The 17,861-nt window shown below is 72.1% G+C and carries 14 protein-coding genes and 1 tRNA gene; 2 read left to right on the forward strand and 13 right to left on the reverse strand.

The annotated features are described in order from the left end of the window. Window positions 1-2: 2 nt before the first annotated feature. The 12 genes from GV155_RS13460 to GV155_RS13515 all read right to left on the reverse strand — a co-directional run bounded on the left by GV155_RS13460 (window position 3) and on the right by GV155_RS13515 (window position 12,739). On the reverse strand, window positions 3-1,283 hold the full coding sequence (locus tag GV155_RS13460; protein ID WP_160008708.1) for a glutathionylspermidine synthase family protein: 1,281 nt from the start codon (window positions 1,281-1,283) through the stop codon (window positions 3-5). After that, on the reverse strand, window positions 1,283-1,747 hold the full coding sequence (locus GV155_RS13465) for a DUF350 domain-containing protein (protein WP_160008710.1): 465 nt from the start codon (window positions 1,745-1,747) through the stop codon (window positions 1,283-1,285). The genes GV155_RS13460 and GV155_RS13465 overlap by 1 nt, the downstream gene beginning before the upstream one ends. 31 nt (window positions 1,748-1,778) lie before the next feature. Beyond that, the gene (locus tag GV155_RS13470; RefSeq protein WP_236554319.1) at window positions 1,779-2,171 is read right to left on the reverse strand and encodes a hypothetical protein; all 393 of its coding nucleotides are present in this window, start codon (window positions 2,169-2,171) and stop codon (window positions 1,779-1,781) included. Between the two features lie 37 nt (window positions 2,172-2,208). Then, the gene (locus tag GV155_RS13475) at window positions 2,209-2,691 is read right to left on the reverse strand and encodes a hypothetical protein (protein ID WP_160008712.1); all 483 of its coding nucleotides are present in this window, start codon (window positions 2,689-2,691) and stop codon (window positions 2,209-2,211) included. A 24-nt stretch (window positions 2,692-2,715) separates the two neighbouring features. Beyond that, on the reverse strand, window positions 2,716-4,101 hold the full coding sequence (locus GV155_RS13480) for an HNH endonuclease (protein ID WP_201300165.1): 1,386 nt from the start codon (window positions 4,099-4,101) through the stop codon (window positions 2,716-2,718). Window positions 4,102-4,172: 71 nt separating this feature from the next. Then, the gene (locus tag GV155_RS13485) at window positions 4,173-4,808 is read right to left on the reverse strand and encodes a TetR/AcrR family transcriptional regulator (RefSeq protein ID WP_160008714.1); all 636 of its coding nucleotides are present in this window, start codon (window positions 4,806-4,808) and stop codon (window positions 4,173-4,175) included. 54 nt (window positions 4,809-4,862) lie between these two features. Further along, entirely contained in the window at window positions 4,863-6,662 is a 1,800-nt protein-coding gene (locus GV155_RS13490) for an acetyl/propionyl/methylcrotonyl-CoA carboxylase subunit alpha (protein WP_160008716.1), read from the reverse strand. A gap of 46 nt (window positions 6,663-6,708) precedes the next feature. Further along, on the reverse strand, window positions 6,709-7,542 hold the full coding sequence (locus tag GV155_RS13495; protein WP_201300166.1) for an HpcH/HpaI aldolase/citrate lyase family protein: 834 nt from the start codon (window positions 7,540-7,542) through the stop codon (window positions 6,709-6,711). A gap of 55 nt (window positions 7,543-7,597) precedes the next feature. Next, window positions 7,598-9,118 carry an acyl-CoA carboxylase subunit beta gene (locus tag GV155_RS13500; protein WP_160008718.1) on the reverse strand — a complete coding sequence of 507 codons (1,521 nt, stop codon included), beginning with the start codon at window positions 9,116-9,118 and terminating at the stop codon, window positions 7,598-7,600. Then, complete coding sequence (locus tag GV155_RS13505) at window positions 9,111-9,587, reverse strand: MaoC family dehydratase (protein WP_160008720.1); 477 nt, start codon at window positions 9,585-9,587, stop codon at window positions 9,111-9,113. Before GV155_RS13505 ends, GV155_RS13500 begins: the two co-directional genes overlap by 8 nt. Beyond that, window positions 9,584-11,539, reverse strand: a complete 1,956-nt coding sequence (locus GV155_RS13510; protein WP_160008722.1) for an AMP-binding protein — start codon at window positions 11,537-11,539, stop codon at window positions 9,584-9,586. Before GV155_RS13510 ends, GV155_RS13505 begins: the two co-directional genes overlap by 4 nt. Before the next feature lie 54 nt (window positions 11,540-11,593). After that, entirely contained in the window at window positions 11,594-12,739 is a 1,146-nt protein-coding gene (locus GV155_RS13515) for an acyl-CoA dehydrogenase family protein (RefSeq protein WP_160008724.1), read from the reverse strand. 258 nt (window positions 12,740-12,997) lie between these two features. On the opposite strand from GV155_RS13515, the gene GV155_RS13520 reads away from it, so the two are divergent. Both GV155_RS13520 and GV155_RS13525 read left to right on the forward strand, forming a co-directional pair. Continuing rightward, window positions 12,998-15,739 carry a hypothetical protein gene (locus tag GV155_RS13520; RefSeq protein ID WP_160008726.1) on the forward strand — a complete coding sequence of 914 codons (2,742 nt, stop codon included), beginning with the start codon at window positions 12,998-13,000 and terminating at the stop codon, window positions 15,737-15,739. 418 nt (window positions 15,740-16,157) lie between these two features. Continuing rightward, window positions 16,158-16,231: transfer RNA gene (locus GV155_RS13525), tRNA-Arg, on the forward strand. Between the two features lie 84 nt (window positions 16,232-16,315). Here GV155_RS13525 and GV155_RS13530 read toward each other — a convergent pair. Continuing rightward, window positions 16,316-17,734: a glutamate decarboxylase gene (locus GV155_RS13530; RefSeq protein WP_160008728.1), complete on the reverse strand. Its 1,419-nt coding sequence runs from the start codon at window positions 17,732-17,734 to the stop codon at window positions 16,316-16,318. Window positions 17,735-17,861 lie beyond the last annotated feature (127 nt).

Raw genomic sequence — 17,861 nt, forward strand, 5'->3', positions numbered from 1 at the left:
GGTCAGGAGGCCGGCAGGGTGGGCACGTCGGCACCGACGCGGTCGGCCAGCCAGGCCCGGACCTGGGCCGGGTCGGGGCTGACGGTGTCGCTGATGACGTGCGGGACCACCCGGCTGTAGTAGTCGGTGACGAGGCCGTCGGACTCGCGCACGAGCATGCCGGCGGCCTCACCGCCGACGATCCAGGACCCGATGACGACGCGGTTGCCCTCGTAGCTCGGCAGCTCGGCGTACCCCTGGTAGACGAAGCCCTCGGCGCCGTACGCACCCGGCATCTGCACGTCCTCGCTGCCGTCCGCGAGGTGGATGCGGACGTTGTCGCCCTCCCGGCCGTGGAGCGGCTTGGCCACCCACTGCAGCAGGTCGCGCGGCTCGTCGAAGTACGCCGGCAGGAGGTGCCGGTGGCCCGGGTTCCGCTCCCACAACACCGGGAGGATCGCCTTGGTCGACAGCAGGGCCTTCCAGGCCGGCTCGAACCAGGTGACCGGCCTGGCCTCGCGCCCCTCCAGGAGCATCTGACCGAACCGCTCCCCCAGCATGTCCTCCCACGGGTACAGCTTGAACACGTTGCGCAGGGGGAGGTCGTGCGCGTCGCGGAACTCGCGGTGGTCGGGGTTCCACCCGACCTCGGACACGGGGTGCGCCATCACCGTCAGACCGGCCTGGATGGCGGTGTCCATCATGTAGTGGATGGTCATCTCGAGCTCGCCGTCGTCGTACTCCGCGCCGCCGCCGAGGTGGTAGACGAAGTGGACGTGGTCGCCCTCGATGGCCCCGGAGGCCCGCAGCTCGGCCCACCGGGCGACCAGCCGGTCGTGCACGGAGTTCCACTGGTCGGCGTCGGGGAGGACGTCCTCGAGCCAGCGCCACTGGGCGACCGCGGTCTCGACGAGCCCGGTGGGGGTGTCGCCGTTGATCTCGAGCATCTTGAGGGAGCCGTCGGCGCCGTAGACGAGGTCGAAACGGGCGTAGACGGACGGGTGGCCGGCCTCGACCGACCGGCGGACCAGGTCCAGGCTGCCGGCCGGCAGGCCGAGCCGGGCATCGGTCATCCCGGACCCGGGCGAGACCATGTGGGCGACGGCGTCGATGCAGAGCGCCCACAGCTCCTCCGTGGCCGACTCCAGGCGCTCGACCTCGTCCATGGTGACCTCGTACCAGGCCGACTCGTTCCAGTAGGGCACGGTGCTGCCGTCGTCCTTCGTGGTGACGGGGAAGATCAGGCCCTGCTCGGTGACGATCCGTTCCCAGTCCTTGCGGGGCCGGATCCGGTGGCGCCACATCAGGCGATGCTCGCGCTCACGATGGCCGCCACCGACACCGCCGTCGCCGAGGCCACGTAGGCGAGGGGCCGGACCGGGCCCGGCTCGCACACGATCTTGCGCAGGTTGCCCGGGGTGATCGCCTCGATGGCGAAGAACATCACCGTGTTGAGCAGGATGCCGAGCGCACCGAACGACACGGTCCAGAGCAGCGCCCACCCGAGGTCGGTCTCCCCGTTGGTCCAGATGGCGGTGAAGAGGACCAGTGCGTTCGAGACCAGCCAGGCCGAGGTGACCAGGCCCGCGGAGCGGGACTGGGCGTGCACGGACTCGGTGCCGGTCTCGTCGACACCGCGCAGGTGCGAGCCCAGGTGGCCGGGGGTGACCAGGTCGAGCACGTAGTAGGACACCACGAGCATCGCTCCGGCGATGACGGCGTACACGACGGCGTGGTAGAGCGCGACGAAGAGGTCGAGGAAGGTCATCAGGGGTCGGTCCTTTGTCGGTGCGGGCTGGTCAGGATGAGATGCCGCGGCTGATGCCGCCGAACCCGCCCTTGGTCGTCGATGACTTCACGGTGCTGCCGCCCGTGGTGGGCAGCCCGCCGCGCTGGACGGTCCCGGACAGCGAAGACCCGTTGAACGTCCCTCCCGAGACCCCGGAGCCGAGCGCGGGCACCGTCCGGCTCGCCGCCAGGTAGTACCAGAAGAAGCCGGACCCGGTGCCGTTGTAGTCGTCCTGCTCGTCGTCGCAGGACTCGTCGTCGACGCGCTCCTCGGTCTCGGGGTCGACGCACACCGCGGCGTAGTCGGCCGAGGACGAGCAGCCGGTCAGGCCGCTGGCCATCACGGCGGTCACGCCGATCGCGACGGTGGTCGATCGCATCCTGCGACGGGTGGGGGTGTCCATGGGCGTCCTCTGTCGGTCCTCGGTGGTGCCGAGGACGCTACTGCCCCGTCCCGACCCGTCGGCACGACGTCGCCCGCGCGCGCCGCTTCTGCAGCGTGTGCGTCCACGCGAGGGCCCCGGGCACCGCGACGAGCAGGACGACGACGGGCAGGACGACCATCCCGACCACGTTGTTGTCGGGCCCGAACGCCTGGACCCCGCGCCCGACGTCGTAGTAGACCTCCTGGTTCTCGTCCAGCCCGCCGCACGTCCCCAAGCGCCCACCGCTGCTCTGCTGGACGGTGGCGACCGGTGGTCCGTCGGGGCGCTCGGCGACGACGAGCGTGCAGTCCTCCGAGCTCGACACGACATAGCCCATGGGGTAGTCCGCCGTGACGTCGTCGTAGATGATCGTGGCACCTGCCACGGCGATGACCAGGGCGGCCAGGGGCAGGACCAGCAGCATCATCGCCTTGCGCAGCGGGGTCCGGTCCCAGGGCTGCCCGTTGCTGAAGCCCCGGTTCAAGATCCTCTCGCTCATGCCCGTCATCGTGGCAGGGCGGGCTCAGGCCGCGGCGACGTAGTCGACCGCGATGCGCACCGGCCATCGCGCTCCGGGGAGCCGGGGGGCCGACGACGCGTGCTCGTGGCCGGTCGGGGTGGTGGTGACCACCTCGTGCCGGCCGCTGCCGGACGCCGGACCGGGACGGGGCCGGGCAGTCCATCCCGGCGCCTCCTTGGCCCAGTTGCAGGCGGCGCACAACCCCTGGGCGTTCTCCTCGCTCGTGGGACCGCCCTCCGCGACGGCCACCACGTGGTCGGAGTGTCGGATGGGCGCGTCGCACCACGGGGTGCGGCAGATCCCGGCATCCCGGACGGCGACCAGGTCGGCGAGCTGCTCCGGGAAGCCGCGCTGGGTCGAGCTCATCGCCACCACGGCACCCGAGCGCGGGTCGGTGACGATCCTGCGGATCCAGGAGGCCAGGCGGGAGTCATCGTGCGCCGCCGCCGTGACCAGGAGGTCGCGCGCCCACGCCGCGGGGACGGTGCCGTACCCCGGCAGCAGCACGGGCTCGTGCAGGTCGTCCCCCGCGGCACCGGCGAACCCGGTGCCGCCGAAGAACGAGCCGCCGGCACCCACGAGGTGCACCGCGACCGGCACGGCGTCGGCCACCACCTGGCCGGTGACCCGCTCGACCAGGGTGTCCGCCATGACCTGGCCACGCCCCCGGGGGTCTCCGCCGGCCTGGGCGGAGTCCGCCGCCCGCTTCAGGGCCGCGAACACCGCGACCCCTTGGGCCACCGGGAGCAGGGCGCTGACCTGGACCATCGTGTCCGGCATCGGCCGCGTCGTCACCCGACGGTCCGAGGCGGCCCTGGCGGCACGGCGTACGGCTGCGGCCGGGTCCAGCTTCTGCCCCAGCCGTCGCGCGGCGGCGGCGATCCCCCGGTCGCCGAGGCCGTCGAGGGTGGCGGGGTCGGCACAGAGCTTCTCGTCGACGAGCGCCCGCTGCTCGGCCGTCAGCACCGCCGTCTCCCGCGCCAGCAGCGTGGCCTGGAACTCGGTGACGAGGCCGTCGGTCATCCGGGCCAGGGTGTGCGGCATCTCCCCCACCAGCACCCCGGCCAGTCCGAGGTGGACCTGGCCCCGGTGCGGGGACTCGCGCCGCGCGAGCCCGACCTGGGACCCGACGCCCCTGCCCCGGCGCGCTGCCGGCACCCCCGCGGCGGCCTGCTCGGCGCGCTGGGACGTCGCGAAGGCTGCGGTGATCCGGGCCTGCGCTGCGGCGGCGGCCGACTTCAACTCCTCCAGCGCACGCAGCGCCTCGACCCGGCCCGCGTCGTCACCGACCCGCGTGTGCAGCACCGCCATCTCCTCACGCACACCGGACACCCAGGTCGCGGCCGCGGCGTCGGCCGCCGGCAGCAGAGGGGTGGTGACGATCGGCATGGAACGATGCTATCGAACGTCTGTTCGAACGTCAAGCGCGTGATCGGCAGCCATGGGTGATGGGCCGAGGGCTACTGCGGACTGTCGTCCGTCGCCCTCGAGCGGTGGGAGGGCAACGACGACGTTCCCAGCGGGTGGAGTGCGTACGCCGCGATCTGGTGCCCCAGCTGTTCCGGGGTGCTGGCGCCGTCCGAGCGGTACCACTTGTAGACCCAGTTGGCAGCGCCCAGGCACGTGTTCACGAACACGGTGACGTCGATGTCGGGCGGGTCGGGGTGGGCGTCGAGGAAGCGGCGCACCTGGGTGCGGTAGACGTCCTCGTAGCGTCGGCGCTGCTCGATGACGGTCTCGACGAGGTCGCGCGGGAGCTCCTCCTCCTCCTCGAAGAACACCTTGTGGATCGACTGGCGCTCACAGGTCGTGCGGACGCGGTAGACGAGGAGACGGCGGAGCACCTCGAGCGGTTCGTCCACCGCCTCGGAGATCTCGACGGCGTTGTCCACGGCGTCGCTCATCACCTCCTCGTAGAGGCGCACCAGGATCTCTTCCTTGTTGTGGAAGTAGTGGTAGAGCGTCGGCTTGCTCAGACCGACGGCCGCGGCGATCTCGTTCATGGACGTCGCCCGGTAGCCGCGGCGGCTGAAGATGTCGGCGGCACCGTCGAGGATCAGCCGCCTGACCTCGTGGGCCCGGCTGGGACGTCCCATCACCGTCGTCCTCTCAGCCGATGTGACCGCAACCCTACGAGGCCCCTCCGGCTGTCACGGACGTGGGACGGGCCCCGGTGACTCGTTCGCTTCGATCCGGCACACGAGCGATCCCTGGGCGCATACGTCTCCCACGACGACGCTGACCTCACTCACGGTCCCTGACCGGTGTGCCCTGATCGCGTTCTCCATCTTCATCGCCTCGACCGCACCGATCAGGTCGCCCTCCTCGACCTGGTCGCCGTCGTTCACCGCGACCCTGACCACCGTGCCCTGCATGGGCGTGCGCACGTCGTCGCCCGCCTCGGCGGGCGAGACCTGCTCACGCACGCTCTGCCGGATCGGCTCCGCCCGCTCGCCCAGCGTGGCCAGCCCGGGCAGGGCGACCCGGTGCACCTGCCGGCCGATCAGGACGTCGACCGCGTCGGGTGTCTCGACATCGAAACTGCCACCCCCCGCCCCGCCGTCGAGGAGCTCGTCGAGGTGCTCCTCGATCCACCCGGTGTGCACGCTGAAACCGTCTCCCCCGCCGGTGAAGTCGGGATGAGCCAGGATGGCGCGGTCGAGCGGGAGCACGGTCGCGACGCCGACGATGCGCAGCTCGTCGAGCGCGCGCCGCGTCCGGGCCAGCACCGTCGCGCGGTCTTTGCCCGAGACGACCAGCTTGCCGAGCATCGAGTCGTAGAACTCGGTCACCACGCTACCGGCCACGACACCGGTGTCGATGCGGATGCCGGGACCACGGGGGACGTCCCACGTGGTGACGCGGCCCGGTGACGGAGCGAAGGCCCGGCCCGGGTCCTCGGCGTTGATGCGCAGCTCGATGCTGTGGCCGCGCGGGACGGGGGTCTCGCGGACCCGGAGGTGCTCGCCGCGGGCGATCGCGAACTGCTCGCTCACCAGGTCGACTCCGGTGGTCTCCTCGGTCACGGGGTGCTCGACCTGCAGCCGGGTGTTGACCTCGAGGAAGGAGATCACGCCGTCGTCGCCGACGAGGAACTCCGCGGTCCCGGCGCCGACGTAGCCGGCCGACCGGGCGATCGCGACCGAGGCCTCGACGATGGTGGTGGTCTGCTCCTCGGTGAGGAACGGTGCGGGCGCCTCCTCGACCAGCTTCTGGTGCCGGCGCTGCAGGGAGCAGTCCCGTGTCCCCACCACGACGGCGTCGCCGTACCGGTCGGCGAGCAGCTGTGCCTCTACGTGCCGGGGGTGTTCGAGGTAGCGCTCGACGAAGCACTCGCCGCGTCCGAACGCCGCGACCGCCTCGCGCGTGGCGGAGTCGAAGTCCTCGGCGATCGAGGCCCTGTCCCGCACGACGCGCAGCCCGCGGCCTCCGCCGCCGAAGGCGGCCTTGATGGCGATCGGCATGCCGTACGCCTCGACGAACAGCTCGATCTCGGCCACGGTGGCGACGGGCTTCTCGGTGCCCGGGGCCAGGGGTGCCCCGACGCTCCGGGCGACAGCGCGGGCCTCGACCTTGTCTCCCAGGATGTCGATGGCCCGGGGTGACGGGCCGATCCACACGAGCCCGGCGGCGATGACGGCCTCCGCGAAGTCGGCGCTCTCGGAGAGGAAGCCGTAACCCGGGTGGACGGCCTGCGCGCCGGCAGCGAGCGCGACGTCGATGAGCTTGTCGGCGTGGAGGTAGGTGTCCTTGGCCAGGACTCCGTGCAGCGCGTGCGCCTCGTCGGCGGTCCGCACGTGGAGGGCGTCGGCATCGACGTCGGAGTGGACCGCGATCGCGCGAAGACCCTCGTCGCGCGCCGCCTGGAGGACGCGGACGGCTATCTCTCCGCGGTTGGCGACCAGGACGCTGTCGAACGCGCCGTGGACGAGCTCGCGTCGGTCGTTCATGGGGACTCCGTCCGGTTCGGTGGTGGGGGGGCTGCCGCGCACGGCGTCAGCCCTGGTCGCGCTGCAGCAGGGCACGGGCCTGCTCGAGGTGGACGCGGTCGACCATGAGGCCGTCGACGACGCCGACACCCTCGGCTGCGGCCTCCAGGACCCGACGCGCGTGCTCCCGCTCCGCGGGCGTCGGGGTGAAGCTCTGGTGGGCCAGCTCGACCTGACGGGGGTGGAGGCAGATCTTGCCGATGTACCCGAGGTCGCGTCCTCGCTCCGCGTCCGCGGTGAACCGGTCGTCGTCACGCACCGCGACCACCGCTTGGTCGATTGCGAACCGGCCGGTGACGGCAGCGGCCAGGACGACCTGGCTGCGCGCGTACAGCACCTCCGCTCCGCCCTCGGTCCGGCGTCCGCCCAGGTCCGCGATGTAGTCCTCGGCTCCGAAGTAGCACCCGTCCGGCCCCGACGCCAGGATGGAGCGTGCCTCGAGCACGCCCAGCCCGCTCTCCAGGCCGACGACGAGAGGCGCGTCGGGCAGGACGTCCCGGACGGTGGCCACGTCCTGCGGCCCCTCGACCTTCGGGACGACCACACCGACCGCTCCCGACGTGCCGGCGAGCTCCCGGACCAGGGCCAGGTCGTCCTCGAACCAGGGGCTGCCGACCTCGTTGACACGGACCAGGACCACCGACCTGCCACCGAGGACCACCCCGTCCGCCAGGCAGTCACGCACGGCCTGCCTGGCTGCTGCCTTCGCCTCGGTGGCGACGGCGTCCTCGAGGTCGAGCACGGCCAGGTCGGGGCCGATCTCCGGGATCTTGGCGGCCATCCTCGGCCGGCCGGCCGGCATGAACAGCATGCTCCTGGGTGCGGTCAGCGCGCTCGGCACGGGCACTCCTCGTCTGGGGGTCAGGTCGTGGTCGGTCTGCAGGTGGCCGGCCGCATCAGACCGGGCTGATCACGTGGTGCCGCCGAGGCGGCAGGCGGGTCCAGCCTGCGGCGGCGCGGAACCGGGCGACCAGCTCCGCACGGAGCTGCCGGGGCGGTACCACGGCGTCCACCACGAGCCGGCTCGCCACGTCGACCAGGTCGGCACCGGCCGCCTGCTCGGCGATCTTCTCGGCCACGAACGCCTCCCGCTCCTCCGGATCGTCGATGGCCTCGATCCGTCTCGCGTAGATCGCGTTGGTGGAGGCCTCCGGGGACATCGGCGCGATCGCTGATCCCGGCAGGGCCAGCGTCGCCCGCGGCTCGAAGCCGGGCGCGCACATCGCGTAGTAGCCGGCGGCGTAGGCCTTGCGGAGGACGACGGTGATCTTGGGGACCTCCGCGCTCGCCATGGCGGTGACCATCTTCGCGCCGTGCCGGATGATCCCCTGTCTCTCGATCGCCGCACCGACCATGAAGCCGGGCACGTCCTGGAGGAAGAGCAGAGGGATGTTGTAGGCGTCGCACATGCTGATGAACCGGGCGGCCTTGTCGGCGGAGTCCACGAAGATCGCGCCGCTGCGCACCGACGGCTGGTTGGCCACGATCCCGACAACGTCGCCGTCCAGCCGGGCCAGGCCGACGACCATCTCGGTGGCCCAGCGCGCCTTGACCTCGAAGAAGCTGTCGGCGTCGACGAAGCGGTCGATCACCTCGCGGACGTCGTAGCCGGCCTGGGGGTCCTCGGGGATCAGGTCGGCGGGCCAGTCGAGAGGTGTGGGCGGCAGGGGCTCGCGGCGGGCCGGTGCCTGCTCCCAGCTGTCGGGCAGGTAGCCCAGCAGGTGGCGGGCGGCCGCGACGACCTCCCAGTCGGAGTCGAACACCTCGTCGCCGCAGCCCGACACGCTGGCGTGCATCATCGCCCCGCCCATCTCCTCCAGCGTGGTCCTCTCCCCCGTGACCTTCTCGGCCACACGGGGAGAGGCCAGGTACATCGAGGCGTTGCCGGCCACCATCCCGACCCAGTCGGTGAAGGCCGGCATGTAGGCGCCGCCGGCCGCCGACGGCCCGTGGAGGCAGCAGATCTGCGGCACCCGGCCCGAGAGCGCCACCTGGAGCTGGAAGATCCTCGACGCACCGCGGCGGCCGTGGAAGAACCCGTACTGGTCGGTGAGGCGTCCGCCCGCGGAGTCGACGAGGTAGAACACCGGCAGCAGGTCACGGTCGGCGCGCTCGAGGATGCGGATCTGCTTCTCGACGTTCAGCGCGCCCCACGACCCGGCCTTGACCGCGAAGTCGTGTGCGATCACGGCGACCTTGCGGCCGTGGACCTCCCCGACCCCGGTCAGGACGCCGTCGGCGGCCATCCCGTCGACGGTCGCGTTGGCCAGGAGGCCGTCCTCCACCCAGGTGCCCGGGTCCAGCAGCAGCGCGATCCGGTCGCGGACCGGGATCTTGTCCGCCCAGCGGCTGGCGTCGTTCCCTGCGAGCGCCACCTCCATCCTCTCCAGCACCTGCGGCCGGGACTCCTCAGTCATCGGCGGGCTCCTTGAGCATCAGACCGGTGCGCTGCAGGCGGCACACCAGCAGGTCGTGCTGGTTGTGGGCGCGGTGCTCGAAGACGACGAGCCCTGCGTCCGGGCGCGACCTCGACTCCCGCGCACTGACGACCTCGGTCTCCACGCGGATCGTGTCGCCGGTGAAGACCGGGGCGGGGAAGGTCGCCTCGGAGATCCCGAGCTGGGCGACGATGGTGCCCAGGGTCAGCTCGGTGACCGAGATGCCAACGACCAGCGCCATCGTGAACATGCTGTTGACCAGCGGCTTCTTGAACTCCGTCGTCGCGGCGTAGGCGGCGTCAAGGTGCAGCGGCGCGGTGTTCATCGTCATCGTCGTGAACATGACGTTGTCCGTCTCGGTGACGGTGCGCCGGACCGCGTGGTGCACGGTGGTGCCGGGCTGCAGCTCCTCGAACCACAGCCCCCGGGAGGTGCGCGGCCCGCTCACGTGCCTGCCTCCTCGTCCGCGGAGGGCTTCGAGACCAGGGCGATGATCTCGTCCAGGACCGCGACGTCCTCGACCGCGCTCGTGTCCCCGGTCGCCCGTCCGGTGGTGGCGACGTCGCGGAGCAGCCTGCGCATGGTCTTGCCGGTCCGGGTGCGGGGCAGCGCGCCGGCGACGTACACCCTGGCCAGCTGGACGTACCTGCCCAGCTCCCGGGGCACCGCTGCCTGGATCGCCTGCTCGGTGCCGGCGGGCGCGTCCTGGGCCAGGCGGACGAAGGCCACGGGCACGGTGCCCTTGGTCGGGTCCGGCACCCCGACCACGGCGGCCTCCAGGACACCGGGGACGCCGCCGACGACCTCCTCGATCTCCATCGTGGAGATGCGGTGCGCGGCGATGTTGATGACGTCGTCCGACCGACCCAGGACCCAGAGGTGGCCGTCACCGTCGACGACGGCCTCGTCGTTGGTGGCGTACATGCCGGGAAAGCGGCTGAAGTAGGCGTCGTGGTAGCGCTGGGGGTCCTTCCACACCGTGCGGGCCAGCGTCGGGAACGGCCGGGTGATGACCAGGTCCCCCTTCACCCCGGCCGGCACCGGTCGGCCCGCGGCGTCGACGACGGCGTACTCGTGGCCGGGCACCGGCGTTCCGGCGGACCCGGCCTTGAGCGCGTCGACCCCGTAGATCGGGTAGGTCCAGGTCGAGCCGGTCTCGGTCTGGCCGTAGGCGTTGATCACCGGCACGCCACCGCCCAGGTTCTCCGTCGCCCAGGTGAACGACTCGCTGTCGAGCGGCTCCCCCTGCGCGGTGACGAGCTTCAGGGGGGACAGCGGGTGGGCGGCGCGCTTGTCGGGGTCGACGCCGCGCAGCACCCGGAGGATGGTCGGCGCCGCGAGGACCTTGGTGACCCCGTGCTTCTCGCAGACCTCGAAGAACCGCTCGTCGGTGGGGGTGTCCAGCGCGCCCTCGTAGCACAGGACGGTCATGCCGTTCGCGAGACCGCCGACGACCGCCTGGATCGGGAAGGTCAGCCAGCCGACGTCGGCGGCCACCCAGTAGACGTCCCCCTCCTCGGGGCCGACCTGCCAGTGCGCGTTGGCCCACGTGCCGACGAGGAAGCCGCCCACGCTGTGGACGACCCCCTTGGGCTTGGCCGAGGTGCCGCTGGTGAAGATCAGGAAGGCCGGCTCGTTCGGGTCCATCTCCTCCATCGGCGCCCACTCGGTCTGGGCGTCGACCAGCCGGCCGTAGTCCACCTCGCCCGCGACGAGCTCCGTCCCCGACCCCGTCCGGTCGAGCACGACCGTGGTCGGCTGCACCGCCAGCCTCGCTCGTGCGGCCCTCAGCGTCTCGAGGAGCGGCACGACCCGGCCGCGGCGGTAGCTGCCGTCGGCGACGATGACGACCGTGGCCTCGGCCTGCTCGAGTCGCGACCGGGTCGCCTCCTCGCTGAACCCCGAGAAGAGGATCGTGTAGATCGCCCCGATCCTGTTGCAGGCGTGGACCGCGACGAACGCCTCGATCGTGTTGGGCAGGTAGATCGCGACCACGTCGCCGCGTCTCACGCCCAGCTCGAGCAACCCGGCAGCCAGTCGCCCGACCTGGTCGGCGAGCTCGGCGTAGGTCACGGTGCGGGTGTCGCCCGGCTCGCCCTCCCAGATGACCGCCGGCCGGTCGCGGACCGCCGGGTCCTCGGCCCACCGGTCGACGCAGTTGTCTGCGACGTTGATGCGGCCACCGACGTAGTACTCGAAGTCCCCGAGCTCGCCCCGCCGCAACGTCGTCCAGGGGCGCTGCCAGCGCTGCCGGGCAGCGACCCATTCCCAGTACAGGTCGGGGTCCTGGGCGTCGAGCGCACGCGCCTCGGCGGCCTCGTCCTGGTACTGCTGCGAGATCCACTCCGGACGGAGCGGGACGAGCTCCGCGGCGATGAGCGCACTCAGGTTGTCGGACATGGGTTCCTCCTCGAACGGGTGGGCCGACGGCTGCCGGTGGTGGGCGGGTCGGAGCTAGCTCGAGACGAAGGCCTTGCCGAGGATGTCGAGCTGCACCTCGTCCGCGCCGCCGCCGATGCGCAGGATGCGGACGTCGCGGTGGTGCCGCGCGATGTCGGACTCCTCGACGTAGCCGGACCCGCCGTGGAGCTGGACGGCGTCGTCGACGACCCGGGCCGCCGCGACCGCCGCGTGGTACTTCGCCTTGGCGACCGTCCTCGCTGCGTCGGGGTGGCCGGAGCTGAGCTGGGAGGCCGCCAGATGGGTGATCAGGCGCGCCGTGTCCAGGTCGATCTCCATGAGGGCGAGCTTGTGCCTGATGGCCTGCTTCTCGATCAGGGGTGCGCCGAAGGCGACGCGGTCGCGCACGTAGCGCGTCGCCAGCTCGAGGGCCTCGGCAGCGTGTCCGACCGCCATGGCTGCGAGCACGATGCGCTCGAGCTGGAAGGCCGTCATGATCTGGTAGAACCCGCGGTTCAGGTCGCCGAGCACCGCCGAGTGCGGAACAAGCACGTCCTCGAGCACGACCTCGCGGGTGTCGGAAGAGTGCCACCCCATCTTCGCCAGCGGACTCCCCACCGAGAGGCCCGGAGTCCCGGCCGCGACGAGGAACGTCGTGATGCCGCGGTGCCCGAGGTCGGGCTCGGTCTTGGCTCCCACGATGACCACGTCGGCGTACCCAGCGTTCGTGATGTACATCTTCTGGCCGCTGATCCGGTAGCCCTCGTCGGTCTCGACAGCCCTGGTCGTGATGCCGGCGACGTCGGAGCCGGCGCCGGGCTCGGTGACGGCGATCGAGGCGATCGCCTCACCGGCGGCCAGCGGGGCCGACCACCGCTCACGCTGCTCGGCGGTGCCGTGCTCGACGATGTGGGTCCCGGCCATGTAGGCGCTCACCATCGGCCCGATGGCCATCCCGCCGGCGGCCCGGCTGAGCTCGGCGGAGACGATCGCGACGGCGAGCGGGTCCTGACCGCTGCCGCCGTGCTCCTCGGGCGTCATTAGCCCGAGCAGGCCGGCGGCGCCCATCTCGCGCCACAGGTCCGGGGAGGCGAAACCCTTGGCCTCGGCCTCGGCCACGAGAGGGCGGACCTGCTTGTCGGTGAAGGCGCGACACATCGCCTCGAAGTCGAGGTGTTCGGAATCGAGCTGCGCTGTCATGGCTGCCTGCCTTCTGGTTACTTTCCCGACCGGTCGGGAAAGTGTCGCAGAGATGGGCGGTCTCGGGAAGGGCGGTGCTGGCATGGGTCGTCTGGGGCGAGCACCTGCCGCCGATCTGCCGCGTCACCACGACCTCGATACGCGGTCGTCGGACGTCCTCGGCAAGAAAGCAGCCACGTGGGGCAACCGCGCGGTCGACCGTTGCGTCTATGTTCGACGACGGCGTGACCGCACGCCCCGGACGGACGGACGACCACGATGCCGAGCACCTTCCTGACGAGACTGGCGGGCGCCGGCGCTCTCTCCCTGGCTCTCACCGCCTCGTCGCTGCCCCTGTTGCCGGCTGGCGCGGCAGCGACCTCCGCCCCCGCTCCCGGCCCCGCTCCCGACGCCGGCGGCTGGCTGGTCGAGCCGGCGGGCGGCGACTCGTACACGGTGTCGTGGCGCTCCCCCACCCGCTTCCCGCTGACCTCCGACCGGCCCACGGTGGGCCCGGCCGACCCGACCGCCGCCGACGTCGTGGTGGGTCCCCCGACGGTGTCCCGGGACGGCCGGACCGTCACCGCGACGGTCCGTGCCGCCACGGCACCGGTCGCTGCCGACCTCGACGTCGTGCTCTCCGGCGAACGCCTCGACGAGCCCGGCGACGACCGCCGCGCGGCCCCGGCGGGACCGGACGGCCGTACGAGCCGGCTCGCCCCCGACCCCGCCGACGCGGTCGAGCTGCCCGTCGACCCGGGCGAGCCCGGCACCTTCGAGACCGTCACCAGCGACTACGAGCTGGACCCGGTCAAGCTCCCGGGGATGCCCGAGCCCATCGAGATGGTCGGCCACGTCGTCGAGCCCGCGCCCGGTGAGGTCGAGGGCACCACCCCGCTCGTGCTGTTCCAGCACGGCCGCCACGCCGTCTGCTACAAGACCGGCACCGGTCGTCCGGACTCCCAGGCCTGGCCGTGCCAGGCACCGCTGTCGGAGATCCCGAGCCACCTCGGCTACGACTACGTCCAGCGGCTGCTGGCCTCCCAGGGCTACGTCACCGTCTCGGTCCGGGTCAACGGGATCAACGCGCAGGACTACCGGCTGCCCGACGGCGGCGCAGGCGCCCGGGCGGAGATCATCACCCGGCACCTCGACCACTGGACCGGCCTCGCCGAGGAGCACCAGGTCGATCTCGACCAGGTCGTGCTCGTGGGGCACAGCAGCGGCGGGGAGGGCGTCGACCGGGCCTCGATCCGGATCCCGCTCTCCGCGCCCTACCGGATCGCCGGTCAGGTGCTCGTCGCGCCGACCGACTTCGGCAGCCAGACCGCGCCGTACGTGCCGACCGTGACCCTCCTGCCGTACTGCGACGGCGACGTCTCCGACCTGCAGGGGCAGAAGTTCACCGACGTCTCGCGCGACCTCGCCGACGACGACACGTCGCTGAAGAGCTCGGTCCTCGTGCTCGGCGCCAACCACAACTTCTTCAACACCGAGTGGACGCCCGGCGTCGCGGCCGCGCCGGCGAACGACGACTGGTACGGGCCGGACGACGCCCCGTGCGGCACGGCGCACCCGGGACGGCTGAGCGGCGCCGAGCAGCGCGACGTGGGCGCGGCCTACGTCGCGGGCGCGGTGCGTATGTTCACCGGACCCCAGGACGTCCTGGCGATGTTCGACGGCACCCGCGTCTCGGTGCCCTCGATCGGCGACGCCACCGTGCTGAGCCACGCGCTCGGAGGGGGACGCGAGGTGCGGCGGCCGTCGGTGGACACCGGCCTCACCCTGGCCGAGGGCGCCCGCACGTCGTTCTGCGTGGGCGTCCTCAAGGACGGCGTCGGCGCCTGCGGGGCGGACACCGCGCGGCGGCAGGTCAGCCCGCACTGGACCGCCTCGTACGACCCGACGCCCACCCGCCGCTTCTTCGAGATGAGCTGGGACGCGGCCGGGCAGGTCGGCGGCATGCTGCTGGAGGAGCCGCTCGACCTGAGCCAGGACCGCCTGGAGCTGCGCACGCTGCTCGACCCGCGCTCCGGCCCGGTCCGGCTCGCGGTCCGGCTGACCGACGCCGACGGGGCGACCGCCGAGGTCGTGCCCGAGGACGAGGGGGTGCTGCCGGCCCTGCCGCGCGCGCTCCCCAAGGCCTGGGGGCAGGCACTGGTGGTCGACCCGGCCGCGGCAGCCGGCCTCGACCTCACCCGGGTCACCGCGGTCGAGCTCGTCTCGGGCACCGACGCCGGCCGGGTCTGGGTCGCCGACGTGGCGGCCGCGCCGTCGTCGCTGGCGCCCGTGCCGCAGCGGCGGGCGGGCACGATCGACCTCGGCTCGGTGCGGGTGCCGGAGGGCGACGGACCCGGCCGGGAGAAGGCCGAGGTGCCCTTCACCGTGCGCGGACTCGACCGACCGGGGCGCGCCGTGGTCGTCATGGCCGGCAGCACCGGGCGCGACCGGTTCACCCTCGACCTGGCACCCGGTCAGACCTCGGGCTCCCTCCCCTTCACCTACGAGGCCGACGCCCTCGACGACGTCTACGGCGACCGGGTGCAGCTCGTCGCCTACGCCGCGCGCGGCGTGATGACCGACTCCTACCTCGGCGACGCGCGCGTCGTCGACGACGACCCGACCCCGGCGGTGACGGTCCGGCCGGTCCGACGGTCGGTGCCCGAGGGCCGGGACGTCCGGCTGCGGGTCAGCCTGGCCGCGCCCGTCGACTACTCCGTCGGGGTCCAGGCCGCCGTCGTGCGCGGCCCACGTCCCGACGTGGACGTGGCCGACGTCGGCCGGGTGCCGGGCGTCGATCGCGGGACCGCTCCTGGCGACCCGTTCGGGTCGGCCGGTGTCCTCCTCGGCACCTTCGTGCCGGCCGGGGAGACCTCGACGGTCGTCACGCTGCCGACCCGGGTCGACCGCCGCGCGGAGCCGCGCGAGTCCGTGACCTTCCGGGTCACGGTCCGGACCGGCGAAGGCAAGGAGCGGGTGACCCGGACGGTGTACGTGGTGGACGGGTCGCGGGGGCGCTGAGGGGGGCGGCGGCGGTTGCAGTCCGTGGTCGGCTGCCCTCGTCCTTTCAGGTGTAGGGCCTCTCGATCACCAGTCGCTCCAGTCCCGCGTCCGTCAGCGCCTGCCGCACGCGGTCGGTCGCGAGGATCGTCCAGAACAAGGGCCCGTCCCGCCAGAAGACGTCGCTGCCGTCCCAGCCGTTGCTGGGTCGGCGGGGCGAGGAGCGCCGATCCGGGTGTCCGACGCTGTGGACCTCGCCCCGATGAACCAGAACGCCCCTGGGTCGCTCACGCCGCTGGTCTCGCTGTCACTGTGGGAGCAGCCGGCGCCATGGCCGCCTCGTTTCTTCGAGCATCGATCCACATCGGGCATGATGGCGCCGGGTCGAACGACGGTCGAGCTCTCCCCAGGATCCTCCCGGCCGTCGCTCCGGTCCCCCGCCCCCGTAGCTCAGCTGGATAGAGCAGCGGCCTTCTAATCCGCCGGTCGCAGGTTCGAGTCCTGCCGGGGGCGCTGCTCGTCGCCACGTGCGACAGTGCAGCGGATCGGTGCGAACATCCAGCACCGATCCGCTGCACTGTGGCTGAGGACGGTCGATCAGTGCCGGAACGCCCGCCCGGCGTCCTCGCCCGTGCCGTCGCAGCGGCCGACGGCCCGCCCGAGCTCCATCAGGAACATCTGGGCCAGGTCGCGGCTGAAGGCGTTGCGGACCACGATCCGGATGATCTCCAGGTTCTCCCGGTCGGCGCAGAAGTTGTACGCCGGGACGGCCCAGCCGCCCTGCTTCATCCAGTCCGCGACGTCGTTCAACGTGTACTGCACGTTCGCGGCGTAGCTGTCCTTCTTCGGCTTCCCGGACGTGGTGTTGGCGCCCTTGAAGCAGAACGCGACGACCGGCAGGTCGCTGCCGTCGGCGATCACCTCGAACTCGTCCATGCCGTCGATGGCCGCGGCCATCATCTGGGCGATGTCGCGGCTGTGCTGGTGCACGCGCTTGAAGCCCTCGTAGCCCAGGCGCACGAACTGGTAGTACTGCGCCACGACGCCGGAGCCCGGCTTGGTGAAGTTCAACGACATCGTCGGGTGGTCCCCGCCGAGGTAGTCGACGCGGAAGACCAGGCCCTCGGGGCGGGCCTCCTCGTTGCGCCACAGCACCCAGCCGACGCCGGGGTAGACCAGGCCGTACTTGTGGCCGGAGGCGTTGATCGACTGCACCCGCTCGATGCGGAAGTCCCACACCAGCTCGGGGTCGACGAAGGGGGCGAAGAGCCCGCCGGACGCGGCGTCGACGTGGATCGGGACGTACGTGCCGGTCTCGATCTCGAGCTTGTCGAGCGCCTTGGCCATCCCGGCGATGTCCTCGTAGGCACCGTCGAAGGTGGAGCCGAGGATGCCGATGACGCCGATCGTGTCCTCGTCGCACGCGGCGGCGACGTCCTCGGGGTGCAGGGTGGTCTCGCCCGGGCGGATCGGGACCTCGACGGGCTCGACCTCCCAGTAGCGGCAGAACTTGTGCCAGCAGACCTGCACGTTCGCGCCGACGATCAGCTTCGGGTTCGCGCTGGACCGCCCGGCCTTCTCCTGGCGCTCCTTCCAGCGCCACTTCAGCGCCATGCCCGCGAGCATGCAGCCCTCGGAGGAGCCGATGGTCGAGCAGCCGATGGGGTTGTCCGGCTCGGGGGCGTTCCAGAAGTCGGCGATGATGTCGAGGCAGCGGTCCTCGAGCTGCGCGGTCTGCGGGTACTCGTCGCGGTCGACGAGGTTCTTGTCCGCGGCCTCGGCCATCAGCTTCTCAGCCTGCGGCTCCATCCAGGTCGTGCCGAACGTCGCCACATTGAGGCGGGCGTGGCCGTCGAGCATCAGCTCGTCCGCGATCACGTGGTACGCCGTCTCGGGGTCGACCGAGTTCTCCGCCATCCGCCGACGCGGGATGTCGACGACCGCTCCGTCCCGACTGAACTGGGGGCGGACGTCGAGGCCGTCCTGCAGGCTCTGGGCGGACGAGTACTTCGGCATGTGGGGGCCTCCGGGGGTGGTGCGACGGCCCTCTCGAGCCGGCCGGTGATCGACCGACCGACCATGACTACCGGAGTTGCGGACGGCCGTCCACCGCCCTCCCGGCCGCCCACCACCCCTAACTCAG

Origin of the sequence: Nocardioides sp. AX2bis (assembly GCF_902506435.1) — a bacterium.
GTDB lineage: Bacteria > Actinomycetota > Actinomycetes > Propionibacteriales > Nocardioidaceae > Nocardioides.

Bases quoted from the DNA above. Each gene is read 5' to 3' on its own strand.
- GV155_RS13530 (WP_160008728.1), bottom strand. From the start codon at position 17,734: ATGCCGAAGTACTCGTCCGCCCAGAGCCTGCAGGACGGCCTCGACGTC.
- GV155_RS13480 (WP_201300165.1), bottom strand. From the start codon at position 4,101: ATGCCGATCGTCACCACCCCTCTGCTGCCGGCGGCCGACGCCGCGGCC.
- GV155_RS13460 (WP_160008708.1), bottom strand. From the start codon at position 1,283: ATGTGGCGCCACCGGATCCGGCCCCGCAAGGACTGGGAACGGATCGTC.
- GV155_RS13500 (WP_160008718.1), bottom strand. From the start codon at position 9,118: ATGACTGAGGAGTCCCGGCCGCAGGTGCTGGAGAGGATGGAGGTGGCG.
- GV155_RS13470 (WP_236554319.1), bottom strand. From the start codon at position 2,171: ATGGACACCCCCACCCGTCGCAGGATGCGATCGACCACCGTCGCGATC.
- GV155_RS13515 (WP_160008724.1), bottom strand. From the start codon at position 12,739: ATGACAGCGCAGCTCGATTCCGAACACCTCGACTTCGAGGCGATGTGT.
- GV155_RS13490 (WP_160008716.1), bottom strand. From the start codon at position 6,662: ATGAACGACCGACGCGAGCTCGTCCACGGCGCGTTCGACAGCGTCCTG.
- GV155_RS13485 (WP_160008714.1), bottom strand. From the start codon at position 4,808: ATGGGACGTCCCAGCCGGGCCCACGAGGTCAGGCGGCTGATCCTCGAC.
- GV155_RS13510 (WP_160008722.1), bottom strand. From the start codon at position 11,539: ATGTCCGACAACCTGAGTGCGCTCATCGCCGCGGAGCTCGTCCCGCTC.
- GV155_RS13465 (WP_160008710.1), bottom strand. From the start codon at position 1,747: ATGACCTTCCTCGACCTCTTCGTCGCGCTCTACCACGCCGTCGTGTAC.
- GV155_RS13475 (WP_160008712.1), bottom strand. From the start codon at position 2,691: ATGAGCGAGAGGATCTTGAACCGGGGCTTCAGCAACGGGCAGCCCTGG.
- GV155_RS13520 (WP_160008726.1), top strand. From the start codon at position 12,998: ATGCCGAGCACCTTCCTGACGAGACTGGCGGGCGCCGGCGCTCTCTCC.